Here is a 24805-nt window from a genome sequence, read left to right as displayed (position 1 = left end):
GGTTCGCTGAGGCCGTACAACTCGATCAGGCCGGTTCCCTGACCGTCCTTCACCGGATCCGGTGCAGCTTCCAGAACGGGTTCAGGTCCTTGCCCGTCACGGATTGTGCGGCTTTCTTGAATTCCGCGGTGGTGGAAACGCCGTACCAGTGGTCGCGGGCGTACTGCTTGAGGAGGCGGGCCATGGTGTTCGCGCCGAGAGTGCGTTCCAGGTCCGCCAGCGCGCAGGGGCTGGCCGTGTAGAGCAAGTGGTATTCGCCGGGGTGTCCGGCCCAGTACGCCATCGAATTGGTCAGCGCCGTTTCGTCGCTCGGCCAGTCGACCTGGGACCAGCAGTCGCGGGTTTCCCAGCCGTAGAAGCGGGCGTTGGCGTACTGGGCAAAGCTCTCGTCGAGCCAGGGCGCGCCGTATTCGTCGTTGCCCACGATGCCGTACCACCACTGGTGGGCGACCTCGTGGACGACGGCGCTGCCCTCCTCGGTGGTGCCGAGGAGGACCAGTCCGGGGTACTCCATGCCGCCGCCGAACCCGCTGGTCATCACGAGGTCGAGTTCGCCGTAGGGATAGCGGCCGAACTCCTCGCCGAACCGGTCGACGGAGGCGGCACCGTCCTCACGGGTGAGGCGCACCCCCTCCGCGGACGTGCCCGGCGCCCAGTACGACCTCACCCGCACGCCGCCGGGCGTGGTCTCGGTGGCGGTGCGGAACGGGCCCGCCGCCCACGCGAAGTCCCGCACTCGGTGCGCGACGCTGAGCGTCAGGCTGCGACCGTGCTTGCCGGGGCGCGTCCAAGTGCGTCCGGTGGCCGGGACCTTGAGCGCCGTGGGGTGGTCGATGGCCACCCGGAAATCGCCGGCCAGGGTATGGAAGCTCTCCCCGGTCGGCACATACGGATCGAGGTGCCAGCCGTTGGCATCGTGCACGGCCAGCACCGGCAGCGCATTACCCAGGAAACGGAAGGCGCCCTCGCGGCCGAAGCGGCTGTTGCGCTCGGGCACGGAGATGGACACGTCGAAGGCGACGACCGCGCGCTCCCCGCGCGCGAGCGGCCTCGGCAGAGCGATCCGCAGAGCCGTGCAGTTCACGGAGAGCCGGCCCGCTGTGCCCCCGCTGACCCTGGACACCTCGACCGGTGACGGCGCTCCCGGCGCGCCGCATTCGTCCACGCCGTTGCCCCAGAGCCGGACGTACACCTCGCGCAGCGGCCGATCGGAGGAGTTGCGCAGCGACACGCGCTGCCGACCCGTCCAGCGAGAGCCGTCGGCGTTGCCGCGCAGCGACACGTCGTAGCGCAGCCGATCGGGTGTCCCGGCGGGCGTTGTGGTGGCCGTGGCCTCGGCCCCGGATGCCGTGACGGCATCGGCCCCGGTGGCGCCCTGCGCGGCGAGCAACGCGAGCAGGACAATCAGCAGACGGCCAGCGGCCCTTGACGACCACGCGGGTAACGACGGCATGGGAGCGGATCATGCCACGGCGAGTGAGGCATTGGCCCTCGCCTACGGGAAGTGGCGAGCTCCGCTCCGCTCTCGGCGGCGTACGAGGGGGGTGGTGAAGACTGTTGGCATGGAGTTCTTCTGCTACCACCGTGACCGGCCCGACTCTCTGGAACTGCGCGACCAACTGCTGGAGGAGCATTGGTCGTACATGGACCTCTTCGCGGCGCAGATGATCGCCCGGGGGCCGACGTTCGCCGCCGACGGTGACACGCCGTCCGGCAGCGTACACATCGTGGACCTGCCCGATGCCGCCACCGCCCGCGCGTTCGCCTTCGACGAGCCCAACTATCAGGCCGGTGTGTACCGGGACGTGCTGCTGCGCCGTTGGCAGAACCTGCTCGGGCGTACCATGTGGGACTTCCCCGGCGGCGCCACCGAGGGCTGCCGCTATCTGGTCCTCGGCCTCGGCTCGGGACAGGCCGCCGACCAGGATCTGCCGCCCGAGCGGGAGGAGTTGATCGCCTACGGCTCCCTGCTGTCCGACGACGGCACCGCGTGGCTGGGGACGGCGGCCCTGGTGCGGGCACCGGACCCGGCGACGGCACGTGCCGTACTGACGCCGAAGCGGTACGCCGATGTCGAGGTCCACGACTGGCAGTTCGGCGGGCGGTCGTAGCGACAGGACGCTGCTGCGCCCCGGCCCACCTCACGCGAGTGGCGGCGCCCAGGCTGCACCTTGCTGAGGTTCTCAGACGGGATACGCGTGAGTCTGTGCCGCCTTCACCGTCGCCCAGACCTCCGCGCCCGGGTGCAGATCGAGTTCGGCGGCGGCGACCGTGGTGAGGTCCGCGGCCAGGGGGAGTTCGCCGGTGAGATCGGCGCGGATCTGGTCGCCGTGCGTCTCCAGGCCGGCCACCTGGCACTGCCAGAGGTTACGTGCGCTGGAGCCGGTCGGGCGGTCGCGGTGGAGCGTGACCGCACTGGGCGGGAACGCCACGAAGACGGGGCCGGACAGGTCCTCCGTCGTGGTGACGGACGGCCCGGCGGCGAGTCGCACGGTGTGACCCTCGGCCTCGCCCCGGTAGAGGTTCAGGCCGACCAACTGGGCGATGTAGTCCGTACGGGGGTGGCGGGCGATGTGGGACGGGGCGCCCTCCTGGACGACTTGGCCGTGCTCGACGACGACCAGACGGTCGGCCAGGACCATGGCGTCGAGCGGATCGTGCGTGACGAGCACGGCGACCGCTTCGAACTCGGCCAGATGATGCCGGAGTTGGGCGCGGACCTCCAGGCGGGTACGGGCGTCCAGCGCCGCCAGCGGCTCATCGAGCAGCAGCAGCCGGGGGCTCGTGGCGAGCGCGCGGGCGAGGGCGACACGCTGGGCCTGGCCGCCGGACAGCTTGCGCGGCTTGGCGCCCTCGTGAGCCGTCAGCCCCAGACGGCCGAGCCACTCGGCGGCCTGCGCCCGCGCCTCAGCCTTGGAGACGCCCTGGCAGCGCGGCCCGAACGCCACGTTGTCGAGCGCGGTGAGGTGGGGGAAGAGCAGGTAGTCCTGGAAAACGACGCCGACCGGCCGGGACTCGGGCGGCGTACGGTCCAACTCCGCACCGTCCAGCCGCAGATGGCCGGCGCTGAGCGGGGTCAGGCCGGCGAGGGCACGCAGGGCGGTGGTCTTGCCCGCACCGTTCGGGCCCAGCAGCGCGACCACCTCGCCGGGAGCGACGGTCAGCGTTACGTCGAGGCGGAAGGCACCACGGTCCACGACGAGGCGGGCGTCGAGCCCGTCCGGAACGGCGTCGGCGTGGACGTCGTAGGTCTCGGTCATCCGGCAGTCATCTCACGGTCGGGCAGGGCCGGCCTGGGGCGGTCGGGCGATCCTGCGGTGGTTCAAGCCTGGTCGTCGCGTTGTGGTGGGTGGGAGCGGGCGTGTGACGGTCATGCCCTCCCGGTCCCGCACCCCCGCTCATCCCGCTGTCATCCATCGGTCCCGCAATCCCGCCAGCACCGCGATCGACACAGCCAGCAGCACCAGGCTGAGCGCGATGGCCGCCTCGGGGTCGCTCTGCAACGCCAGGTACACGGCCAGGGGCATGGTCTGGGTGCGGCCGGGGAAGTTGCCGGCGAAGGTGATCGTCGCGCCGAACTCGCCGAGCGCGCGGGCCCAGGCCAGGACCGCGCCCGCCGCGATGCCGGGGGCGATGAGGGGCAGGGTGACCCGGCGGAACGCGGTGAAGCGGGAGGCGCCCAGGGTGGTGGCGGCCTCCTCGTAGCGGGGATCGGCGGCACGCAGGGTGCCCTCGACGCTGATGACGAGGAACGGCATCGCCACGAACGCCTCCGCGACCACGACTCCCGCCGTGGTGAACGGGAGCGTGATCCCGAACCAGGAGTCCAGCCACTGCCCGACGATGCCGTTGCGGCCGAGCGCCATCAGCAGCGCCACACCGCCGACGACCGGCGGCAGGACGAGAGGGAGGGTGACGAGGGCCCGTACGAGGCCCCGGCCGGGGAACTCGACGCGGGCCAGCAGCCAGGCCAGGGGCACGCCGAGGACCAGGCTCACGGCGGTGGCCAAGGTTGCGCAGACCAGGGACAGCTGGAGCGCCTGCCACACCTCGGCGCTGGTCAGCTGCTCGGGCAGACTCCGCCACGGGGTCCGTACGAGCAGGGCGATCAGCGGCACGACGAGGAACGCCACACCGATCAGGGCGGGGAACAGGAGGGGAAGTGGCACGCCCGTACGGATGCGGCGGCGCCGCGGCCCACCCCGGAGGGAGTCGGTCGCGGCGCCGGCCTTGTCGCTCGGGATCACGGCTTGAGGAACCCGGCCGCGGTCAGGACCTGCTGGCCCTCGGCGGACTGCACCAGCGCGATGAACGCCTTGGCGGCCTCGGCGTTCTGCGCGTCCTTCAGCAGCGTGATCGGGTAGTCGTTGATGGCGTCGGCGGACTCGGGGAACTCCACGCCCTCCACCTTGTCACCCGCCGCGTGCACATCCGTCTTGTAGACGACGGCCGCGTCGGCCTCCTTCAGCTCGACCTTCGTCAGGGCGGCCTTGACGTCCTGCTCGTAGGAGACGGGCGTGAGCTTCAGGTCGCTCGCCTCCAGCGCCTTCTGCGCGGCGGCACCGCACGGCACCTCCTTGTCGCAGAGCACGATCTTCAGGCCCGACTTGGTGAGGTCCTTGAGGGAGGAGATGTTGTCGGGGTTGCCCGGCAGGGTGGCGATCTCCAGCTCGTTGCGGACGAAGGTCGAGGGCGTGCCGGAGGCGTCCCCCGCATCCGTGACGATCTTCATCGTCTTGGGGCTGGCCGAGGCGAACACGTCGGCCGGAGCGCCGCCCGTGATGCTCGCGGCGAGCGAGTCGCTGCCGCCGAAGCTGAAGGTGACCTTCGTACCCGGGTGCTCCTTCTCGAACTCCTTGCCCAGCGTCGTGAAACTCTCCTTCAGCGAGGCCGCCGCGAAGACGGTCACCTCGCCGGACAGCTTGCCCGACGAGGAAGCGGACGCGGAGGAGTCCGACTTCGACGAGGAGGAGTCGTCGGACGACGAGCAGGCGCTCAGCGCCAGCAGCGCGGCGGCGCCTGCGCCGGCCACCTGCAGGGTCCGGTGGTTCCGGCGCGCGGTACGGGTCATCACGGGTCCACTCCCTCTGGTCCTGACGGACGCACAATCACTGGCGGTCCCGACGGACCACGCCGCCATTCGGCCGCATCCGTCGATGATAATGCCGCAGATGCAAGGAGGAAGTCTCCTGTCGCATCGCATGAGCTGGGAGGGGCGCCTCTGGAGGTTGCATGTGCGTTTGTACGAGACGGCGCTCCCGTCACTCTCACCCGCGATCCGCCCCGTAGCCATGACCGCCGGCGAGCACTGTCCGTGGCGACAACTAAGCTCCCGCCCATGAGTGAGGCAGACAGAGGTCCCGGTAGACGAGTCGTCGACGGGCGCTTCGAGTTGGAGGCCCGCCTTGGTGGCGGCGGGATGGGGACGGTCTGGCGGGCCAGGGATCTGGTGCTGCACCGGCTGGTGGCGGTCAAGGAGGTCCGGCCGCCCGACCGGGACCTCGCCGAATACGATCCCGACAGCGCGCGGATGCTGCGCGAACGCGTGCTGCGCGAGGCCAGGGCCCTGGCCCGGATCGACCATCCGAACGTCGTCACCATCCACCACATCGTCGACGGTGGCGACGGCACCTACCCGTGGATCGTCATGGAGCTGGTCAGCGGCGGCTCGCTGGCCGACCGGCTGGCCCAGGGCCCGATGCCGCCGGCCGAGGCGGCGCGCATCGGCCGGGGAGTGCTCGCCGCGCTGACCGCCGCGCACGACGCCGGCATCCAGCACCGGGACGTGAAACCCGCCAACGTCCTGCTGCGGCCCGACGGTCGTCCCGTACTCACCGACTTCGGCATCGCCGCGATCCGTGAGTCGACGAATCTCACCGCCACCGGCTCCATCATCGGCACGGCCGACTTCATGGCGCCGGAGCGCATCTCGGGGCACGAGGGCGGCTCCTCCTCCGACCTGTGGTCGCTGGCGATGATGCTGTACAACGCCGTGGAGGGGCACCACCCGCTGCGCAGGGCCAACACCCTGGCCACCCTCGCCGCGGTCCTCCACGACGACGTGCCGCCGCCGGTGCGTGCCGGCGCGTTGCGGGACGTACTGATGAGCGTGCTCGTACGGGACCCGTCGGCGCGGCCGTCCGCCGCCGTGCTGGACCTCAAGCTGGCGGAGGCCGAGTCCGCTCCGGGCGGGCCGGACGGCCCGGCGGCGCGGGACGAGGCCACGTCGTATCCGCTGAACCCGCCGCCCGGTCCCACGTACATGTCCGCCCCGGGCTCCGCCCCTACAGCCCCCTCATACCCCGGCGGGACTACTTCGTCGCCGACCACGTCCTTCCCGTCGGGCGGCCCCGCCTCGACGCCCACGCCTGCCGGATTCGGGCCGCCACCGGTCCACCCATGGCCGGGGCAGACCCCTCCCCAGCCGCTGACGGTGCCCGCGCAAGCAGCCCCCGGACGCCGCCCGGGCCGGACCGCCCTGCTGGCCGTCACCGGGACCTCGCTCGCCGGCGCGCTGGCTCTGCTGTGGTGGCTGCTGCCCGTCGGAGGCGAGTCGGGTGACGCGGACGCGCGCGGCAACACGCCCGCCACATCGACCCCGAAGCCGACCGTCTCACCGACCGACGCGGACACCGGCGCCGATCCGGCGGCCCGGCAGTCGGAGCAGCCGACGACCGGCACCCTGCTCACCCCGGACGGCATCCGCGAAGCCATCAAGGCGTTCAAGGACGAGACCGGCCGGGACAGGTTCGGCGACTTCACCGTGTACCCGGAGTACGCGTCCGCCGAGCTGATGGTCGACGGCAGCGACACGAAGTACGACTCCTACACCTACCGCCCGGGGCAGGGTGTGGAGAAGGGCATCATCTCCGGCACCCTCTCCGGCGGCGACCAGCCCGTCAGCCTCGACGACTTCAACTGGGACCGGGTTCCCGCGCTCCTCGAAGAGGCCGAGAAGAAACTCAACGTCGACAAGCCGGAATCCCGTTACCTGCTGGTGCGACAGCCCAGCGACGTTTTCGACACCCCGGCCGGCATCGCCGTATATCTCACCGACGCGTACCAGGCCGGCTACCTGGAGGCCGACACCAAGGGCAAGGTGACCCGGGTGATGCCGGCCGAGGACTGACACCCGCGTCCAGGGCGCGTGGAGTTGTTCAGGACCGTCGCGCCAGGGGCTTCTCGGCGCCCACCTCGTCCCAGTGGACCGTGCGGTCGCACCACCGCTGCAGCAGCGTGCGGTCGTGCCCGATGGCCAGTACGCCCGCGCCGGTGGTCCGGCGGTAGTCCTCGACCACCGTCACCAAGGCGGCGGTCGTGGACGCGTCGAGCATGGCCGTCATCTCGTCGCACACCAGCCAGCGCGGGCGGAGCACGAGGGCGCGGGCGAGGCAGGCGCGCTGGAGCTGGCCGTCGCTGGCCTCGTGGGGGCGCCGGGAGAGCAGGTCGGGGGTGAGGCCGACGGCTCCGGCCAGTTCGGCGACCCGGTCGGCCGAGCCCTCCCGCCGGCCGGTGGCGAGCAGGGGCTCGGCGATCAGCTGGGCCAGGCGCAACCGGGGGTCGGCGGAGAGGCGGGGCTGCTGGAAGACGACGCCGAAAGCGGTGCGCTGTTCGCGCGGGGCGGCATGGCGCCAGCGGCGTACCGGGGTGCCGTCCAGGAGCACGGTTCCGGTTTCCGGGCGGTGCAGGAGCGCGGCGACGCGGGCGAGGGTGGACTTGCCGCAGCCGCTGGGGCCGAGCAGGCCGACGGCTTCGCCGGGTTCGACCGTCAGGGAGGCGTCCCGTACGACGGGTGCGCGTCTGTCGTATCCGGCGGTGATGGCGCGCAGTTCAAGCACGGGCGTCCTCCGGGACGTACGGATGGTGGCAGGCCACGGCCTCGGTCACCGGGGGCAGACCGGCGCAGGCGTCCGTGGCACGGTCGCAGCGCGGCGCGAAGGCGCAGCCGGCGGGGAGGTCGCCGAGCTCCGGGGGCATGCCGGGGATGGGCGCGAAGGCACGGTCGGGGAGGGCGTCGAGGAGGCCGCGGCTGTAGGGGTGGCGGGGGCCGGGGCTGCCGAAGAAGGCGGCTGCGGCGGCGAGTTCGACGATGCGGCCCGCGTACATGACCGCGACCCGGTCGGCGATGCGCTCGGCAGCCGCCAGGTCGTGGGTGATCATCAGCAGGCCCCGGTCGCCGTCGTCGATGTGGCGTCGCAGTTCGTCGACCGTGTGCTCCACCAGGTCGCGGTCGAGCCCGGTGGTGGGTTCGTCGGCGAGCAGGAGGGGCGCGTCGCCGACCAGCGCGAGGGCGGTTGCGGCGCGTTGGGCGAGCCCGCCGGACAATTCGTGCGGGTGGCGGTCGAGGTGGTCCACGGGGAAGGCGGTGCGCTCGGCGGCCGCCTCGGCAGCGGCCCGTACGCTCCTCCGGCCGCGCACGCCCGTCAACGCCGTGACCGTCTCCTCCAGTTGGGAGCGGATGGTGCGCACCGGGGTGAGGTGTGCCGCCGGGCTCTGCGGGACCAGGCCGATACGGCGGCCCCGTACCGTGCGGGCGAGGGTCTGCTCGTCGGCGGCGAGCAGGTCGAGGTTGCCGAGCCGGGCCTCGCCGGCGGTCTGGGCGTTGGCCGGCAGCAGGCCGAGGAGGGCGGAGGCGAGGACGGACTTGCCGCAGCCGCTCTCACCGATCAGGGCGAGGCATTCGCCGGCCGCCACGTCGAAGCGGGCGTCGGTGACGGCCGCGACACGACGTCCGCCGGGCATGAGGAAGCGCACGGACAGCCCACGCACCGACAGCACGGGAGGTCGCTCGGTCACAGCATCAGCTCCGATCGGCGGCGCGGGTTGATCCGCTCCCGCCAGGCCCCGGACAGTCCGGCGATGGCGAGCGTGGGGACGATGATGAACAGGCCCGGGAACAGGGTCGGCCACCACTGTCCGGCGAGCAGCGAGCCCCGAGCCCCCTGGATGAGGTTCCCGAGGCTGGCCAGGTGTGTGGGCAGGCCGAGTCCCAGGAAGGACAGCGCCGACTCGTGCCACATGGCGTGCGGCACCATCAGTACGGCGGCCAGCGCGGCCTGGGGCAGCACGGCGGGCAGCAGGTGCCGTACCGCGACCCGCCACCGCGAGGCGCCGCCGGAGACGGCGGCGTCGATGTACGGGCGTGAACGCAGGGACAGGACCTCGGCGCGCACGATCCGGGCGGTGGACAGCCAGTGGGTGAGCGCGACCGAGACGATCACCGGCCAGACGCCCGGCCGGAACATCGCGACGATGAAGATGCCCAGCAGCAGATGGGGCACGGAGGAGACCGTGTCGACCACCCGCATCAGCGCGCGGTCGGCCCAGCCGCCCACCGCCCCGGCCGTGGCGCCGACGGCCGTGCCGATGACGGTCGCGGTGAGCGCGGCGGCCACGCCGACCAGCAGGGAGACCCTGAGGCCGTAGACGCAGCGCAGCAGCAGGTCCCGGCCGACGTCGTCGGTGCCGAAGGGATGGGCCCAGGACGGCGGTTGCAGTTTGGCGGCCAGGTCGACGGCCTGCTGGTCGAGCTGCACCAGCGGCGGCACGAGCAGAACGGCGAGGAAGGTCACGGCGACCAGCGCGGCCGAGGTGCGGATCCGCAGCGTGCGGGTCGAGCGGCGCTCGGTGCCGGGGGAGCGCCATGCGGGCCCTGACCGCACGTCGGTCTCAACTGGGGTCATGGGAGTCACATTTCACTGAGCTTCACCCTCGGGTCGAACAGTCCGTAGAGGAGGTCGGCGAGCAGGTTGCCGACGAGGACGGCGGCGGCAGCCAGCGTCGTGAGGGCCGCGAGCAGGGGGAAGTCGACGGCGGTGGCCGCCTCGACGGTGGCCGCGGCGATGCCCGGCCAGCTGAAGACGGTCTCCACGAGCAGGGCGCCCGTGATCAGTTCGGGGACGCGGGAGCCGATCAGCGTGAGGACCGGCAGGAGACCGGAGCGCAGCGCGTGGCCGAGCAGGACGGTGCTCTCGCTCAGACCCCTGGCCCGGGCGCCCCGTACGGGGTCCTCCGCAAGGGCGTCGCCGACTCCCTGCCGTACGTAAAGGGTGAACCAGGGGAGTTGGGAGACGGCGAGCACCCCGGCGGGCAGGAGCAGATGGCTCGCCACCTGCCCCGGGGTGACCTGTTCGCTGGCGGTGTCCGTGAGGCCGCCGGCCGGGAGGACGTCCAACTGGAGGGCGAACAGCCAGACGGCGAGCAGGGCGATCCAGAAGACCGGCGCCGCTTCCAAGGTGTACGCGAGCGAGCTGACGGCACGGTCCGGCATCGAGCCCGGACGCCGGGCGGCCAGCACTCCGAGCAGCGTGCCGATCAGCACGGCGGCGACGAACGCGACCGTGCACAACAGCGTCGACCACACCAGGCGCTCACCGATCACCTGCGCCACGGGCTGCCGCAGCACGCTGGAGTGCCCCAGGTCGCCGCCGAGGGCGGAGGTCAGCCAGTGCCACCAGCGGGCGGTGAAGGGCTGGTCCACACCGAGGTTGTCCCGCAGCCGGTCCAGGGTCTCCTGGTCGGCACCGAGGGCGGCCGTGCCGGCGTACGCCTTGACGGGGTCGAAGGGGGATGCGGCGGCGATGGCGAACACGCCGAACGTGACGACCATCAGGACGGGGACGGCGAACAGGGTCCGCCGTCCCGCCAGGCGTGCCATCGCTCCCCAGGGCAGGGACCTGATGCTCACTTCTTCGGCTGCCAGTCCTCGATGTTCCACCAGGGGCCGCTGGCGAAGCCGTGCTCGTGCGGTTCGAGCTGCGTGGTCAGCCCGTCCCAGCGGTCGGCGAGCACATAGAGGTGGTCGATGTGGGTGAGGAACGTGTAGCCCGGGTCCTTCACGAGCTCGCGCTGCACCGCCTCGTACGCGGCCTCGCGCTCGGCCGGGGCCTGGGTGCGGCGGCCGGTGTCGAGGGCCTTGTCCACGGCCGGACTGTCGTAGCGGGCCATGTTGTTGAAGCCGTCTCCGGCGAGGGAGGAGTGCAGCAGGGTGTAGAGGCCGAAGTCGGGGTCGCCGGTGCTGCCGAAGCCCGCGAGGACCGCGGTGTCCTTCATCCGCGGTTCGATGACCTCCCAGGTGGCGCTCTCCACCGTCACCTTGATGCCGGCCTTCTTGACGTCGGAGGCGTAGGCGAGGGCGTGGTCCTGGCGGACCTTGTCGCCGGACGGGTAGAGCAGTGTGAACGCGGCCTGCCGCCCGCCCTTGGCGCGGATGCCGTCCTTGCCTGCCTTCCAGCCCGCCGCGTCCAGAATCCGCTCGGCCTTGTCCAGGTCCTGCTTGCGCTCGATGCCCTTGGCGAACGCGGGATCGTCGACGGGGAGCGGCCCGTACGCCGGTGTGCCCGCACCGTCGAGGATCTTGTCGACCATGGCCTCGCGGTCCACGGCGGCATCCAGCGCCTGCCGGATCGCGCGGTCGCCGGTGACCTTGCCTGCGGTCGGCAGGGTGACGGCGCGGAAGTCGTAGGACCGCGCCTCGTACGACTTCGTGCCGTCGTCGTTCTTGAAGGTGGCGGCGAGGTTGGGCGGCAGGACCGCGCCGTCCAGGTCACCGGAGCGCAGTCGGGTCGCGCGCACGTTGTCGTCGGCGATGACCGCCATGGTGAACGTCTTCACCTTCGGCGCGCCGCCCCAGTAGTCCGGATTGGCCTTGAAGGTGAGCTTCTCGCCCTTGCGCCAGGCGGACAGGACGTACGGGCCGGTGCCGACGGGCTCGGTGTTGAAGGAGCCGGTGTTGGGGTCCTGCTCGCCCGCGACGTGCTCGGGGACGATGGGCAGGACCGTGCGCCCGGCGAACGGCGCGTAGGGGTACTTCAGCGTGAAGACGACCTTGTCGTCACCGCCGGCCCGCACGTCCTTGACGGCGTCCAGTTCGCTGCGTGCCGTGTTGTTGGTCTTCTCGTCCAGGATCGTCCGGTACGTGTAGACCACGTCGTCGGCCGTCAGCGGCTCGCCGTCGCTGAACTTCACGCCGTCGCGGAGGGTGTACGTGTAGGTGAGGCCGTCCGCCCCGATCTCGGGCAGCGCCTTCGCGAGGGCGGGTCTGAGCTTCAGGTCGGCATCGCGGGCGAGCAGACCGTCGAAGAGCTTCGAGTTGCCGTCCTTGCCGTAGCCGAGCAGCGGGCTGAGGGTGTCCGGCTCGGAGGCAACCCCGATCACAACGGAGTCGGCGGCTTTGCCGTCGCTGCCGCCGCTGCTGGGTGCGGAGCAGGCGGCGACCCCGGCCACCATCGCCGCCGCCGTCACGGCAGCACTACGTATTCGACGGGTCGTCATGAGCGTCACACCCTTGTTGCTTGCCAATAGTTGTTGCGCATTAAGTGCGATAGAAAGCTTTACCCAGGCCCGGCCTGCGTCAGTCCGCTGCGGATCGGCGGGCCCGACGGGCGAGGAGTCCTGAGCGCGGGAGCATCTCGCGGGTGTGCAGGCGGAGTTGCGGGGTGGTCATAACGGCAGGGAGGCGGCCTGGGTGCGGCAGCGGTCCGGCGTTCCCATGCGACCCTGCCCTCCTCTGCATCTGTCTCGTTATTGCGATGAGTATGCAATAAGGGCCGGGGTGCTGTGTACCCGGGGTCCGCGTGCACGGCGGACGGCATGCCTGAGGGCTCCCGCAAGGAGTCGTTTCCCCTGAGGACGCCTTGGATGAAGGGCGTGTTTCCCGCAGGGGCGAGGCCGTGACGGCCCACGGCCTCAAGGGGCGCCGGTTCGTGTCAACCCGCCTTGTGCACCGCGGCGTCCAGGAGCGGGCCGAGTTCCCGCGCCACGGTCGTCAGCGCCCGGACGTCCCGCTCCGCCCGGGCCATGAGGATCGCCCCCTCCAGCGCGCTGATCATGAGCGTGGCGAGCGCACCGGCCCGCTCCTGCGGCACACCCAGGTCGGTCAGAGCCCCGGCCACCGGCCCGGTCCAGGTGCCGAATGCGGCGGCCACCGCCTCCCGCGTCGACTCGGTGGACTCGGCCCAGTCCACCGTGGCGGCCGCGACCGGGCAGCCGCCCGCGAAGCCGGCGGCCTCGTACTCGTCGGTCCACTGGCGGACCATCTCCGCGAACAGCCCGCTGGGCGTCGGCTCGTCCAGCGCGGCAAGGAACCGGGCGACACGGTTGCCCGCGTACCGGCCCGCCCAGCCGACCGCCTCGTTGACCAACTGCTCCTTGCCGCCGGGGAAGTAGTGCTGCAGCGAGCCGCGCGGCGCCCCGGCATGTGCGGCGACCTCACGCATCCCCGTGGCGGCGACCCCGTCGCGCCGGATGAGCTGGGCAGCGCTGAAGACCATCCGCTCGCGCGGGCCTCGTTCGGACACCGCCATCCCGACCTCCAGCGACCGTTCCCCAAATGATCCGGAGTCCATTCTATGACCGCGGTCATAGTGTCGGGTTACTATGACCACCGTCATAGAGGATCGGCGGTGCATCGTGTACGTGGGATTCATCGGTCTCGGGGTCATGGGACAGCCCATGGCGCTCAACCTGGCTCGCGCCGAAACGCCCCTCGTCGTGTGGAACCGCAGCCGCGACCGCAGCGAACCTCTGCGCGCCGCAGGCGCCCACATCGCGGACACACCCTCCGAGGTCTTCGCACGGGCGGAGACGGTCATCCTCATGCTGGCCGACGAGGCCGCCGTGGACACGGTCCTCGGGCGTGGCACCCCGGACTTCGCCGCGCACATCGCCGGACGTACCGTCGTCCACATGGGCACGACCGCGCCGGAGTACTCGGCCGCCCTCCAGGACGCCGTCCGGGCCGCGGGCGGGCGCTACGTCGAGGCGCCGGTCTCCGGCTCCCGCGTCCCCGCCGAACAGGGCGACCTGGTGGCGATGCTGGCGGGCGACGACGACACCGTCGCGGCCGTACGCCCCCTCCTCGCCCCCATGTGCCGCGAGACGTTCGACTGCGGCGGCGTACCGGGCGCCCTGCTGATGAAGTTCTCGGTCAACCTGTTCCTGATCACCCTCGTCACCGGCCTGACCGAGGCGTTCCACTTCGCCGACCGGCACGGGCTCGACCAACGCCTGCTCCGCGACGTCCTGGACGCGGGACCGATGGCCAGCGCCGTCTCCCGGGTGAAGGGGCCCAAGCTGCTGGCCCGGGACTTCGCGGTCCAGGCCGGGGCCGCGGACGTCCTCAAGAACAACCGGCTGATCGCCGAGGCCGCCCGCAAGGCCGCCGTGGCGTCGCCCCTCCTCGACGTCTGCCACGCCCTGTACGGCGAGACCGTCGTCCAGGGCCACGGCGGCGAGGACATGGTGGCCGTACTGCATGCGCTGGAGGCCCGCACGGACGGCTCCGCTCTTGCCGGCTCCCCGGACAACAGCGCTGATCATCGCCCCACCGTCGACAACACCACGCCATGAACGGCGACTTGGCACCGCACCCCGCCCGCCGCACGGCCCGATTTCACCCGGAGGCATGGCTATGAGCTGGACGATTGAGCGGCGGGGCCGGGTGGCCGTGGTGACGATGACGACGAATCCGGTGAATGCGCAGGGCCGTGCCTTCTTCGCCGATCTTCATGAGGCGTTCGACCGCCTCGAGCGAGATCATGATCAGTGCCCTGTCGTTCTGACGGGCGCGGGCGGCCGGTTCTCCGCCGGCCTGGACCTGGGCGAGCACTTTCCGCTGTTCGCGGGGGACCGGAAGGCCGTGGCCTCGTGGTTCGAGGACTACCGGGCGACGAACATGCGGCTGTTCACCTACCCGCGTCCGACGGTGGCGGCGGTGAACGGGCATGCGTTCGCAGGGGGTTTGATCACTGCGGCGGTGTGCGACTACCGGGTATCGGTGGCGGAGGGAGCCAAGTTCGGGCTGAACGAGGTGCCCATCGGGATCCCGATGCCATCGGTGTACGTGCGGATGCTCGCGTACGCGTGGGGTGAACCGGTGGCGGCCCGCACCTGTCTGCTCGGCGAGATCTTCAGCCCGGCGCAGGCACATGCGTTGGGGATGGTGCACGAACTGGCCGATACCGACGAGGTGGTGGAGCGGGCGGTGGAGGTCGCCGGGTCGACGCCGCAGGACTGCGTCGAGCAGTACGCGTTCACCAAGCGGGCCTGCCAGGCCGCCGCGCTGCGGGACATCGCGGAGCTGGCCGATCCGCTCGACAAGGAGTTGCCTGCCGGAATGAGCGACGGGGCGCGGCATGCGCACCGGCGGTACTGGCAGCAGCTCAAGGGCAGCCCGGCACCGTGGTGACGGGCCGCAGGGAGGACTCGATGGACCGCGGCACAGAACGTCTCCCGGCCTGGGTGACATGGCAGCGCAGGCCGTTCCCCGACGCCAACCTGCTCCTGCTGCACGGCCGTCGACCGGCCCTCGTCGACAGCGGCTTCGTCGGCCACGCCGAGGAGACGGCCGCATGGGTGCACGCCCGGGAGAGCAGCCTCGCCATGGTCGTGAACACCCACTGGCACTCCGACCATGTCGGCGCGAACGCGCTGCTGCAGTCGGGCGGCGCGGCCATCGCGGCCGGCGCCCCGGACGCGAGAGCCATTGCCCGCCGCGACCCCGGGTGCTGTCTGGCGGAGTACCTCGACCAGCCGGTCGCTCCCTACACCGTCGACATGCCGCTCCAGGACGGCCAGGTGCTCCGCCTGGGCGATGCCGACTGGCAGGTCGTGTCCACGCCCGGGCACACGCCGGGCCACCTGGCCCTGTGGCAGCCGGAGGAACGGCTGCTGGCCGTCGGTGACGCGCTGTCCGACTACGACGTCGGCTGGGTCAACCTCGCCCTCGACGGACCCGACGCCGCTGCCCTCGCCCTCAACTCCCTGCGCCGACTTGCGGACCTGAACCCGAAGGTGCTGCTGCCCGCCCACGGACCGATCCCCATCGACTCCGGCGCCGCCTTCGCCACCGCGCTGCGCCGCGCACAGCGCCTCGTCGACGATCCGGCGGGAGCGGTCTGGTACGGCGCCCGGAGAATCTTCGCCTTCGCCCTGATGATCCGAGGCGGAGTGCCCTCCGCCGAGGTCGAGTCCTACCTGCTCGCACGGGCATGGCTGACCGACGCGGCACGACAACTGGACCGGAAGCGCGAGGACTTCGCCACCGAGCTGGTCGACACGATGCTCCGCAGCGGTGCCGTCGTCCTGCGCGCCGGGAGGCTCCACGCGGCGGCCGAGCACACCCCTGTCACCGCTCGGTCCCTGCGCGCGGTGCCGTTCCCGCGGGCTTGGCCGGCTCAGGGCACCGTCAACGAACTGTGACCGTTTAAGGTCATCCGATGACGAGTAGCAGCGTGTCGCGGGCCCAGGTCCTCGACGGCACCCCGCCGACGACAACTCCCCACGACTGGCAGGCCCGTCTGCGCCGGTTCGGATACGTCGGCCGCCCTCGGACCGACACCCGCGAACGTCTCGTTCCGCCCTTCCCCGAGCCCTCAACCCGCATCCCGTACCGCACGCGCCTCAGCCCGGCACGCGCGCACGCCCTCGCGAAGGTGATCGAATGGCTGGGGCCGGTACTCGTCGCCGCCCTGGCCGCGGCGATCCGCCTCTGGCACCTCGGGCGTCCACGGGACGTCGTCTTCGACGAGACCTACTACGCCAAGGACGCCTGGTCCCTGCTGCAGTTCGGCTACGAGGGCACCTGGCCGGACCGCAAGATCGCCGACCCGCAGATCCTCGCGGACCCCCAGATCATCCCGCTCTCCGACACCGGCGCCTTCGTCGCCCATCCGCCGATGGGGAAGTGGGTGATAGCCGTCGGGGAGTGGATGTTCGGCCTGAACCCCTTCGGCTGGCGCTTCATGACGGCGGTCCTGGGCGCGCTGTCGGTGCTGATGCTGTGCCGAATAGGCCGCCGCCTGTTCCGTTCGACGGCACTGGGCTGCCTGGCCGGAGCGCTGCTGGCCGTGGACGGTCTGCACTACGTGATGAGCCGAACGGCGCTGCTGGACCTGGTCGTCATGTTCTTCGTACTGGCCGCCTTCGGAAGCCTGCTGATCGACCGGGACCACGCCCGGGCCCGACTCGCGGCCGCCCTGCCGGTCGGCGAGGACGGCCACGCGCGCCCGGACCGGCACACCGGCGACCACGCCGGGACGGGAGTACGGCCCTGGCGGCTCGCGGCCGGCGTCTTCCTGGGACTCGCGGCCGCGACCAAATGGAACGGCCTGTACTTCCTCGCCTTCTTCATGGTCCTGACCCTGCTGTGGGACGTCGGCTCCCGCCGCGTGGCAGGGGCGTGGCACCCGTACCGGGCGGTCCTGCGCAAGGACCTCGGATGGTCGGTGCTGTCCGTCGTCCCCGTCGCCGTGGTGACCTATGTGGCCACATGGACCGGCTGGTTCCGCTCCGACCACGGCTACGCCCGCCACTGGGCCGACGGCCGTGGCGGCCCCTGGTCGTGGATCCCGGCGCCGCTGCGCAGCCTGTGGCACTACGAGTACGGGGTGTACCAGTTCAACGTGGGGCTGCACAGCTTCCACAAGTACGAGTCCAACCCCTGGAGTTGGCTGATCCTCGGCCGCCCGGTGCTCTTCGACTACGAGTCCCCGAAACCCGGAACGGACGGCTGCCGCACGTCGGTCGACTGCTCACAGACGATCCTCGCCCTGGGCACGCCACTGCTGTGGTGGACGGCGTGCCTCGCCCTCGGCTATCTGCTCTACCGATGGGCCCTGCGCCGCGACTGGCGTGCCGGCGCTGTCCTGTGTGCGGTGGGCGCCGGTTACCTGCCCTGGTTCCTCTACCAGGACCGCACGATCTTCTCCTTCTACGCGGTCGTCTTCGTGCCGTACCTGTGTCTGGCCGTGGCGATGCTGCTCGGCGCGCTGCTGGGTCCGCCGGGGGCCGGCGAGGTGCGCCGTACGGGCGGTGCGGTCGCGGCGGGCGCTCTGGTCCTGCTCATCGCCTGGAACTTCATCTACTTCTTTCCGCTCTACAGCGGGCAGACGATCCCGTACGCCGACTGGCACGCCAGGATGTGGCTCGACACCTGGATATGAGTCCGGCGGGGGTCCGGCCCGGCTACCGGGTATCCGCGGGGCGTGCCTCGTGCCTCCCGCGTCCCTCGCAGAGCGCCGTCTGTACAGCCGCCTTGATGTCGTCGCTCTGTGCGTCCGGACCACCCGGGCCGAGGTTCACCATGACCGTCGCCTGCCTGCCGTCGACCGTGGCACCGCCGGCCGTCTCGTACCCGGGGATGTCGCCGGTGTGCCCCCAGTAGCGGCCGCCACAGGGCAGCGGCCTGCTCTCCAGTCCGAGTCCGTACGCCCGGCCGTCCGAGTTGCCCGTCGGGCGGGTCCTCGTCATCTCCCGCAGCTGGCCCGGGCCCAGCAGCCTGCCGCGCAGGAGAGCGGCCAGGAACCGGTTGACGTCGCCGCCACTGGAGATCATCTCGCCGGCCGGGCCCCCGACCGTGGGGTTGATCGCGGTGATGTCCCGGAGCGGCGCGTCCTCGCCGGGCCGCACGTACCCGCGCGGATGCGGTCCGGGGATCTCCGAGGAGTCACCCGGCACATACGTCTCACGCAGACCCAGCGGCGTGATGATGCGCCGGCGGATCTCCTCGCCGTGCGTATGGCCGGTCACCCGCTCGATGATCATGCCGGCGACGAAGTAGCCCGTGTTGGAGTAGCGCCAGCCGGTGCTCGGTTCGAAGGTCGGGGGGTGGGCGAGTGCGATGTCCACGAGGTCACGCATCTCGCGGTGGGCCAGCGGGTCCTCGAGGATTTCCTGCGGGCTCAGATGGTCCAGGATGTCGGGGATGCCGCTGGTGTGCTGCAGCAGCTGACGGACAGTCACCTTCCGTCCGTCGTTGCCGTGTCCGCGGACCACGCCGGGCAGATAGCGCTCCACGGGCGCGTCCAGCGCGACGCGACGCTCTCCCACCAGCTGGAGCATGACCGTGGCCACGAACATCTTGGTCATGCTGCCGATCCGGAACCTGCTGTCACGGTGTACCGGCGCGTGCGTCCTCACGTCTGCGACACCGCTGGTCAGTACTGTGCGGCCGGTCCGGTTCCGCACCTCGACGAGCGCTCCGGGACCGCCGTCGACCGTGGTCAGGCGGTGCAGGACGGCGCGCAGCCGAGCGTGGTCGGTGGCGTGGGCGGACTTGGCGGCGGCGATCGTGGTGCCGGTGCTCTGCCATGGCCCGTCGTCACCCGTCGGCGGGTACGCCGCGACACCGACCGCCACGGCCAGGGTGAGCAAGCCGCCGATCGCACGCTTCCGGTTGGCCATGTGTGCTTCCCCCTGACTGTGAGCGCTGTCGTGGCAGGGAGTGCCGTGTGCTCCGCCTCCCTGTGCCCGTTTCGTGTCCCACGATGGCTGCCCGGGGGCGGGAGGCGCGATGGGGGGATCAACCGGATCGGTGGTGGGGTTAACCCCCTGCTGCCGGGCTCGACGTCGAGGATCTGCCGGGGAGCGGAACGCGCGCCCCCTCCCCGGCACCTCGCTCCCGCTGTCAGGACCCGGAGAGCTCCTCACGGACCGTGCGGGCCGCGGTGACCAGGTTCTCCAGGGAGGCGCGGGTCTCGGGCCAGCCGCGGGTCTTCAGGCCGCAGTCCGGGTTGACCCAGAGCCGTTCGGCGGGGATGGCCTTGAGGCCGGTGCGCAGCAGGGACGCGGCCTCCTCGGCGCTGGGGACGCGCGGGGAGTGGATGTCGTACACGCCGGGGCCGGCCTCGCGCGGGTAGCCGTGGGCGGCGAGTTCCCGGGCGACCTGCATGTGCGAGCGGGCGGCCTCCAGGCTGATGACGTCGGCGTCGAGGTCGTCGATGGCCTGGACGATGTCACCGAATTCGGCGTAGCACATGTGGGTGTGGATCTGCGTGTCCGGACGCACTCCGCTCGTGCTGAGCCGGAACGCCTCCGTCGCCCAGGCCAGGTAGGCCGGGTGGTCGGCGGAGCGCAACGGCAGGGTCTCGCGCAGCGCGGGTTCGTCGACCTGGATGACCGAAGTCCCGGCCGCCTCCAGGTCGCCCACCTCGTCGCGCAGGGCCAGGGCGACCTGCCGGGCCGTATCTCCCAGTGGCTGGTCGTCGCGGACGAAGGACCAGGCGAGCATGGTGACCGGGCCGGTGAGCATGCCCTTGACCGGGCGGTCGGTGAGGGACTGGGCGTACTGGGTCCAGCGCACCGTCATCGGCTCGGGGCGGGAGATGTCGCCGGCCAGGATCGGCGGACGGACGTAACGGGTGCCGTAGGACTGGACCCAGCCGTGCTGCGTGGCGAGGTAGCCGGTGAGCTGCTCGGCGAAGTACTGGACCATGTCGTTGCGTTCGGCCTCGCCGTGCACCAGGACGTCGATCCCGGTCTTCTCCTGGAAGGAGATGACCTCCTGGACCTCGGCCTTGATGCGCTCCTCGTACCCAGCGGCGTCGATGCGCCCACCGCGCAGGTCGGCGCGTGCGGTGCGCAGTTCGCCGGTCTGCGGGAAGGAGCCGATGGTGGTGGTCGGCAGCAGGGGAAGGCCGAGGTGGGCGCGCTGAGCGGCGGCACGTTCGGAGTACGGCCGGGAGCGGCGGGCGTCGGCCTCGGTGACGGCGGCGGCGCTGGCGCGGACGGCCGGGTCACGGGTGATCGGCGAGCCGGCGCGGGACGCCAGGTCGGCCCGGTTGGCGGCGAGTTCGGCCGCGATGGTGTGGGTGCCCTGGGCAAGGCCCTTGGCGAGGGCGACGATCTCGGCGGTCTTCTGCTTCGCGAAGGCCAGCCAACGCAGGACCTGTGGCTCGATGTCCCGCTCCAGGCCCGTGTCCAGGGGCACATGGAGGAGGGAGCAGGAGGCGGCCACGTCGACCCGGTCCGCCAGCCCGAGCAGGGTGCCGAGGGTGGACAGGGACTTCTCCAGGTCGTTGACCCAGATGTTGCGGCCGTTGACCACGCCGGCGACCAGCCGCTTGCCGGGCAGCCCGCCCACGGCGGCGAGTGCGTCGAGGTTGGCGGCGGCGGACTCGGTGAAGTCCAGGGCCAGCCCGTCGACCGGGGCCTTGGCCAGCACGGGCAGGGCGTCGCCGAGCCGGTCGAAGTACGAGGCAACCAGCAGCTTCGGACGGTCGGGGAGGGCACCGAGATCACGGTAGGCGCGCTCGGCGACATTCAGCTCGGCCGGGGTGCGGTCCTGGACGAGTGCGGGTTCATCGAACTGTACCCACTCGGCGCCGGCCGCGCGCAGGTCGGCGAGGACCTCGGCGTACACCGGCAGCAGGCGGTCCAGGAGGGTGAGGGGCTCGAAGTCCGCGGGCACACCGGGGGCGGGCTTGGCCAGCAGCAGGTAGGTGACCGGGCCGACCAGGACGGGGCGGGCGGTCAGGCCCAGCGCCAGGGCCTCCGTCAGCTCGGCGACCTGCTTGGCCGAGTCGGCCGTGAAGACGGTGTCCGGGCCCAACTCCGGCACCAGGTAGTGGTAGTTCGTGTCGAACCACTTCGTCATCTCCAGCGGCGCCACGTCCTGTGTGCCGCGCGCCATGGCGAAGTAACCGTCGAGGGTGTCGGCCGTGACGGCGTCCCGGTGGCGCTCGGGGATCGCGCCGACCATGACGGTGGTGTCCAGGACGTGGTCGTAGTACGAGAAGTCGCCTGTCGGGACCTCGTGGATGCCGGTCTCGGCGAGCTGTTGCCAGTTGGCGGCGCGCAGTTCGGCGGCGGTGGAGCGGAGAGCGTCGGCGGTGACGCGGCCGTTCCAGTAGCCCTCGATCGCCTTCTTCAGTTCCCGGTTCGCGCCCTGGCGGGGGTAGCCGTACACGGTGGCCCGTGCTGCCGCGGCTGCGGACTTGCTGGTCACGGAGATCTCCTTCGCGAGATGAATCCCTGAGATCCCGGCGACGGGACGAGAGCGCGAAGGGGTGACGAACCGGACGGAACCGACCCCGCGCGGCAAAACCGCGGTCGTCCGCCTGGTATGTACGCCGACCCGCCCTCGAGGTCACCGAGATCTCCATGCGCGGAATGGTCCGCGCACGGGCAGTTGGCAGGTCTTCGGACTCGCGGGCACGTCCTCCTGACCGGAGGACACCTACTGGCCGTCGCTTCCCAGGCCCTTTCGTCGGGCCAAGTGCTCATGACGGCGGTCGTTCCCACTCACCGCTGCGGGGCAGTCCCGGATTCCCACCGGGTTCCCTCTTGCGACGCATCCCACCTGGCGGGCGGGGCGAACCAGCTGCACCGGCCAGCCTACGGGGTGGCATCTCGGAGGGAAGGAAGGCGTCCGTCATTCGGATGGTGAAATGGGACACCCGAGTGCCGGGAGTGCCTGGCGCGCCCGGGGCGCGCAACGCCACGGGGCGGGAAGCGCGCCGCATACGCGCTTCCCGCCCTTCCCCTGTGTCCACCGCGCGGGAACCCTCATTCCCGGCGGCGACGCGGGCCCCTCAGCCCGCGTCGTACCAGGCCCTCAGTCCTGGTCGTAGATATGGAACCCGCGGCCGGTCTTCCGGCCGAGCAGCCCCGCCTCCACCATCCGCTGGAGCAACGGGGGAGGGGCGTAAAGGGGTTCCCTGAACTCGTCGTAGAGCGACTCGGCGATCGAGGCGACGGTGTCGAGGCCGATCAGGTCCGCGAGCCTGAGCGGGCCCATGGGGTGGGCGCAGCCCAGCTCCATGCCGGTGTCGATGTCGGCGGCGGTGGCGAAGCCGGACTCCGCCATCCGGACCGCGGACAGCAGGTACGGGACGAGCAGGGCGTTGACGACGAAACCTGCCCGGTCCTGGGAGCGGATCACGGTCTTTCCGAGCGTGCGGGTCGCGAAGTCCTCGACCGCGGTGGTCGTCGCCTGCGACGTGTGCAGTGAGGTCACGATCTCGACCAGCGGCAGCACCGGCACCGGGTTGAAGAAGTGCAGGCCCACCACCCGGTCCGCCCGGCCGGTCGCCATGCCGAGCCGCATGACGGGGAGTGAGGAGGTGTTGGTCGCCAGTACCGCCTCGGGGTCTTCGACGATTTTGTCCAGGGCGGCGAAGACCTCGGTCTTGGCCGCCGGGTTCTCGATGACGGCCTCGACGACGAGTTGCCGGTCGGCGAGATCGTCCAGGCTGCCGCTGAAGTCCATGCGGGCGAGCGTGTCCCGCGCCGCGGCCTCCTCCAGCTTGCCGCGGCGCACGGCGCGGTCGAGTGACGCCGCCACGCGGTCCCGCGCGGCGCGGGCCGCGACCGCGTCCACTTCGCAGATCACCGTGTCGAGTCCGGCCCGTGCGCACACCTCGGCGATCCCGGCCCCCATCTGCCCGCCGCCGACCACCCCGATGCGCTGGATGCTCCCGCTCACGCCCCGGCCTCCGTCCGCTGCACGAGGTGCCGCGTGTATGCGTCCGGGGTGAAGAACAGCGGCAACTCGCCCGCCAGCGCGGTACGTTCGAACAGGGCACGGATCTCGTCGACGGGCGCCCACGGGTACTCGGCGCCGAGCGCGACGACCTCGTCGTCGAGCAGCCGCAGCACCGTCTCTCGGTCGATCACCCGGTGCCGGAGCCACTGCCAGACCTGCACACGGGCGATCTCGGCAGTGGCCGCGTCCTCCATCAGGCCGTCCAGCGCGACGGCGCCCTGGCCGCGCAGCCAGGCGGCGAAGTAGCGCACCGCCACAGCGACGTTGGTGCGCACGCCCTCCGCAGTCGGCGGCCCGCTGATCCTTCGCACCGACAGCAGGTCGGCCGCGCTCACCTCGACGTCGTCGCGGGTACGGTCGATCTGGTGGGGCCGTTCGCCGAGGACACCGCCGAAGACCTCGTGGCAGACGGGGACGAGCCCGGGGTGGGCCACCCAGGAGCCGTCGAAGCCGTCCTCGGCCTCCCGCTCCTTGTCGAGCCGGACCTTGGCGAGCGCGGCCTCGTTCGCGGCCGGGTCCTTGCCGGGCACCTGGGCGGCCATGCCGCCGATGGCATGGGCACCGCGCTTGTGGCAGGTACGGACGAGGAGTTCGGTGTACGCCCGCATGAAGGGGGCGGTCATCGTCACCTTCGCCCGGTCGGGGAGGAGGAAGTCGGTGCGGTGACCGAACGTCTTGATGAGGCTGAACAGGTAGTCCCAGCGGCCCGCGTTGAGACCCGCGCTGTGCTCCCGCAGCTCGTGGAGGATCTCCTCCATCTCGAAGGCTGCGGTGATCGTCTCGATGAGGACCGTGGCGCGGATCGTGCCGCGGGGGATGCCGAGCAGTTCCTGGGCGAGGACGAAGACGTCGTTCCACAGACGCGCCTCGTACCGGTTCTCCAGCTTCGGCAAGTAGAAGTACGGGCCGTACCCGGCGTCGATCTGCCGCTGGGCGCAGTGGAAGAAGTAGAGGCCGAAGTCGACCAGCGCGGCGGGCACGGGCCGCCCGTCGAACTCCAGGTGCTCCTCGTCGAGATGCCAGCCGCGTGGGCGCACCACGATGGTGGCGAGCTTGTCCGGGTCCGCCAGTCGGTACTCCTTGCCCTCGGGCGTGGTGAAGTCGATCCGGCGCTCGACGGCGTCGAGAAGGGTGAGCTGCCCGCCGACGACGTTGTCCCAGAGCGGGGCCGTGGCGTCCTCGAAGTCCGCCATCCAGACCTCGGCGCCGGAGTTGAGTGCGTTGACGGCCATCCGGCGGTCCGGGGGGCCGGTGATCTCGACGCGCCGGTCGGTCAGGCCGGGGGCGGGAGGCGCGACCCGCCAGGTGGGGTCGGCACGGACGGCGGAGGTGACCATCGGGAAGTCGAGTGGTGAGCCGGACGCCAGTCTCAGCACCTGCCTGCGGCGCTCCTTCATGAGGTCCAGGCGGCGCTTGCCGAAGGCGTCGGCCAGCCGGCCCACGAAGTCCAGTGCGGCGGGTGTGAGGATCTCCTCGTGCCGGTGGCCCGCACCGACGAGGACGCGGACGTGACGGGTCAGTGCGGTCGTGGACATCGGGATC

General features: G+C 71.5%; 20 protein-coding genes and 1 riboswitch. Of the genes, 6 read left to right on the top strand and 14 right to left on the bottom strand.

The genetic code is table 11. The features are described 5' to 3' along the window. Positions 1-49: 49 nt before the first annotated feature. The gene (locus tag ACZ7M7_RS16655; protein WP_472117171.1) at positions 50-1453 is read right to left on the bottom strand and encodes a M1 family metallopeptidase; all 1404 of its coding nucleotides are present in this window, start codon (positions 1451-1453) and stop codon (positions 50-52) included. Between the two features lie 109 nt (positions 1454-1562). Here ACZ7M7_RS16655 and ACZ7M7_RS16650 point away from each other — a divergent pair, with 109 nt between their 5' ends. Beyond that, on the top strand, positions 1563-2111 hold the full coding sequence (locus ACZ7M7_RS16650) for a YciI family protein (RefSeq protein ID WP_472118002.1): 549 nt from the start codon (positions 1563-1565) through the stop codon (positions 2109-2111). A gap of 72 nt (positions 2112-2183) precedes the next feature. Here ACZ7M7_RS16650 and ACZ7M7_RS16645 read toward each other — a convergent pair whose 3' ends face one another. From ACZ7M7_RS16645 to modA, 3 genes are all read right to left on the bottom strand, one after another. Next, the gene (locus ACZ7M7_RS16645) at positions 2184-3260 is read right to left on the bottom strand and encodes an ABC transporter ATP-binding protein (protein ID WP_472117167.1); all 1077 of its coding nucleotides are present in this window, start codon (positions 3258-3260) and stop codon (positions 2184-2186) included. Between the two features lie 138 nt (positions 3261-3398). Continuing rightward, positions 3399-4247: a molybdate ABC transporter permease subunit gene (modB, locus tag ACZ7M7_RS16640; RefSeq protein WP_383627578.1), complete on the bottom strand. Its 849-nt coding sequence runs from the start codon at positions 4245-4247 to the stop codon at positions 3399-3401. Beyond that, positions 4244-5071, bottom strand: a complete 828-nt coding sequence (gene modA, locus ACZ7M7_RS16635; protein ID WP_472117164.1) for a molybdate ABC transporter substrate-binding protein — start codon at positions 5069-5071, stop codon at positions 4244-4246. The genes modB and modA overlap by 4 nt, the downstream gene beginning before the upstream one ends. 267 nt (positions 5072-5338) lie before the next feature. Between modA and ACZ7M7_RS16630 the strand changes: the two genes are divergently transcribed. After that, positions 5339-7129, top strand: a complete 1791-nt coding sequence (locus tag ACZ7M7_RS16630) for a serine/threonine-protein kinase (protein WP_472117161.1) — start codon at positions 5339-5341, stop codon at positions 7127-7129. 28 nt (positions 7130-7157) lie between these two features. Here the strand turns inward: ACZ7M7_RS16630 and ACZ7M7_RS16625 are convergent, their stop codons facing one another. From ACZ7M7_RS16625 to ACZ7M7_RS16600, 6 genes are all read right to left on the bottom strand, one after another. Continuing rightward, entirely contained in the window at positions 7158-7838 is a 681-nt protein-coding gene (locus ACZ7M7_RS16625) for an ABC transporter ATP-binding protein (RefSeq protein ID WP_383602027.1), read from the bottom strand. Continuing rightward, positions 7831-8796, bottom strand: a complete 966-nt coding sequence (locus ACZ7M7_RS16620) for an ABC transporter ATP-binding protein (RefSeq protein ID WP_472117158.1) — start codon at positions 8794-8796, stop codon at positions 7831-7833. The genes ACZ7M7_RS16625 and ACZ7M7_RS16620 overlap by 8 nt, the downstream gene beginning before the upstream one ends. Next, a complete protein-coding gene (locus tag ACZ7M7_RS16615) occupies positions 8793-9683 on the bottom strand; it encodes an ABC transporter permease (RefSeq protein ID WP_472117155.1) in 891 nt (296 codons plus the stop codon). The genes ACZ7M7_RS16620 and ACZ7M7_RS16615 overlap by 4 nt, the downstream gene beginning before the upstream one ends. Positions 9684-9688: 5 nt before the next feature. Beyond that, positions 9689-10657 carry an ABC transporter permease gene (locus ACZ7M7_RS16610; protein WP_472117153.1) on the bottom strand — a complete coding sequence of 323 codons (969 nt, stop codon included), beginning with the start codon at positions 10655-10657 and terminating at the stop codon, positions 9689-9691. A 26-nt stretch (positions 10658-10683) separates the two neighbouring features. Beyond that, positions 10684-12273: an ABC transporter substrate-binding protein gene (locus ACZ7M7_RS16605; RefSeq protein ID WP_472117151.1), complete on the bottom strand. Its 1590-nt coding sequence runs from the start codon at positions 12271-12273 to the stop codon at positions 10684-10686. A 434-nt stretch (positions 12274-12707) separates the two neighbouring features. Continuing rightward, positions 12708-13304, bottom strand: coding sequence for a TetR/AcrR family transcriptional regulator (locus ACZ7M7_RS16600; RefSeq protein WP_472117148.1), 597 nt, complete (start codon positions 13302-13304; stop codon positions 12708-12710). A gap of 73 nt (positions 13305-13377) precedes the next feature. Between ACZ7M7_RS16600 and ACZ7M7_RS16595 the strand changes: the two genes are divergently transcribed. The 4 genes from ACZ7M7_RS16595 (at position 13378) to ACZ7M7_RS16580 (ending at position 17942) form a co-directional block, all read left to right on the top strand. Continuing rightward, positions 13378-14349: an NAD(P)-dependent oxidoreductase gene (locus ACZ7M7_RS16595; protein ID WP_472117145.1), complete on the top strand. Its 972-nt coding sequence runs from the start codon at positions 13378-13380 to the stop codon at positions 14347-14349. A 61-nt stretch (positions 14350-14410) separates the two neighbouring features. After that, positions 14411-15187, top strand: a complete 777-nt coding sequence (locus ACZ7M7_RS16590) for an enoyl-CoA hydratase/isomerase family protein (protein WP_472117142.1) — start codon at positions 14411-14413, stop codon at positions 15185-15187. Between the two features lie 20 nt (positions 15188-15207). After that, complete coding sequence (locus tag ACZ7M7_RS16585; protein ID WP_472117139.1) at positions 15208-16200, top strand: MBL fold metallo-hydrolase; 993 nt, start codon at positions 15208-15210, stop codon at positions 16198-16200. A gap of 17 nt (positions 16201-16217) precedes the next feature. Then, the gene (locus ACZ7M7_RS16580; RefSeq protein WP_472117137.1) at positions 16218-17942 is read left to right on the top strand and encodes a dolichyl-phosphate-mannose--protein mannosyltransferase; all 1725 of its coding nucleotides are present in this window, start codon (positions 16218-16220) and stop codon (positions 17940-17942) included. A gap of 22 nt (positions 17943-17964) precedes the next feature. Here the strand turns inward: ACZ7M7_RS16580 and ACZ7M7_RS16575 are convergent, their stop codons facing one another. The 4 genes from ACZ7M7_RS16575 to aceB all read right to left on the bottom strand — a co-directional run bounded on the left by ACZ7M7_RS16575 (position 17965) and on the right by aceB (position 24798). Then, positions 17965-19182 carry a serine hydrolase domain-containing protein gene (locus ACZ7M7_RS16575; RefSeq protein WP_472117134.1) on the bottom strand — a complete coding sequence of 406 codons (1218 nt, stop codon included), beginning with the start codon at positions 19180-19182 and terminating at the stop codon, positions 17965-17967. A gap of 223 nt (positions 19183-19405) precedes the next feature. Continuing rightward, positions 19406-21724, bottom strand: coding sequence for a 5-methyltetrahydropteroyltriglutamate--homocysteine S-methyltransferase (metE, locus tag ACZ7M7_RS16570; RefSeq protein ID WP_472117131.1), 2319 nt, complete (start codon positions 21722-21724; stop codon positions 19406-19408). Between the two features lie 180 nt (positions 21725-21904). Further along, positions 21905-22102: riboswitch (cobalamin riboswitch) on the bottom strand. A 231-nt stretch (positions 22103-22333) separates the two neighbouring features. After that, positions 22334-23203, bottom strand: coding sequence for a 3-hydroxybutyryl-CoA dehydrogenase (locus ACZ7M7_RS16565; protein ID WP_472117128.1), 870 nt, complete (start codon positions 23201-23203; stop codon positions 22334-22336). Then, positions 23200-24798 (bottom strand): malate synthase A, encoded by a 1599-nt coding sequence (gene aceB / locus ACZ7M7_RS16560; protein ID WP_472117125.1) that lies wholly within the window; start codon positions 24796-24798, stop codon positions 23200-23202. Before aceB ends, ACZ7M7_RS16565 begins: the two co-directional genes overlap by 4 nt. Positions 24799-24805 lie beyond the last annotated feature (7 nt).

Source organism: Streptomyces sp. NPDC111606, assembly GCF_055656945.1.
Note: the sequence above shows the minus strand (reverse complement) of the source record. Positions and strands in the feature narration are given on the sequence as shown.

Coding starts and splice junctions, on each gene's coding strand:
- ACZ7M7_RS16655 (WP_472117171.1), bottom strand. CDS start 1,453: ATGCCGTCGTTACCCGCGTGGTCGTCAAGGGCCGCTGGCCGTCTGCTG.
- ACZ7M7_RS16585 (WP_472117139.1), top strand. CDS start 15,208: ATGGACCGCGGCACAGAACGTCTCCCGGCCTGGGTGACATGGCAGCGC.
- ACZ7M7_RS16610 (WP_472117153.1), bottom strand. CDS start 10,657: ATGGCACGCCTGGCGGGACGGCGGACCCTGTTCGCCGTCCCCGTCCTG.
- ACZ7M7_RS16605 (WP_472117151.1), bottom strand. CDS start 12,273: ATGACGACCCGTCGAATACGTAGTGCTGCCGTGACGGCGGCGGCGATG.
- modA (WP_472117164.1), bottom strand. CDS start 5,071: ATGACCCGTACCGCGCGCCGGAACCACCGGACCCTGCAGGTGGCCGGC.
- ACZ7M7_RS16600 (WP_472117148.1), bottom strand. CDS start 13,304: ATGGCGGTGTCCGAACGAGGCCCGCGCGAGCGGATGGTCTTCAGCGCT.
- ACZ7M7_RS16645 (WP_472117167.1), bottom strand. CDS start 3,260: ATGACCGAGACCTACGACGTCCACGCCGACGCCGTTCCGGACGGGCTC.
- ACZ7M7_RS16575 (WP_472117134.1), bottom strand. CDS start 19,182: ATGGCCAACCGGAAGCGTGCGATCGGCGGCTTGCTCACCCTGGCCGTG.
- ACZ7M7_RS16580 (WP_472117137.1), top strand. CDS start 16,218: ATGACGAGTAGCAGCGTGTCGCGGGCCCAGGTCCTCGACGGCACCCCG.
- ACZ7M7_RS16590 (WP_472117142.1), top strand. CDS start 14,411: ATGAGCTGGACGATTGAGCGGCGGGGCCGGGTGGCCGTGGTGACGATG.
- ACZ7M7_RS16630 (WP_472117161.1), top strand. CDS start 5,339: ATGAGTGAGGCAGACAGAGGTCCCGGTAGACGAGTCGTCGACGGGCGC.
- ACZ7M7_RS16615 (WP_472117155.1), bottom strand. CDS start 9,683: ATGACCCCAGTTGAGACCGACGTGCGGTCAGGGCCCGCATGGCGCTCC.
- ACZ7M7_RS16650 (WP_472118002.1), top strand. CDS start 1,563: ATGGAGTTCTTCTGCTACCACCGTGACCGGCCCGACTCTCTGGAACTG.
- ACZ7M7_RS16595 (WP_472117145.1), top strand. CDS start 13,378: ATGACCACCGTCATAGAGGATCGGCGGTGCATCGTGTACGTGGGATTC.
- aceB (WP_472117125.1), bottom strand. CDS start 24,798: ATGTCCACGACCGCACTGACCCGTCACGTCCGCGTCCTCGTCGGTGCG.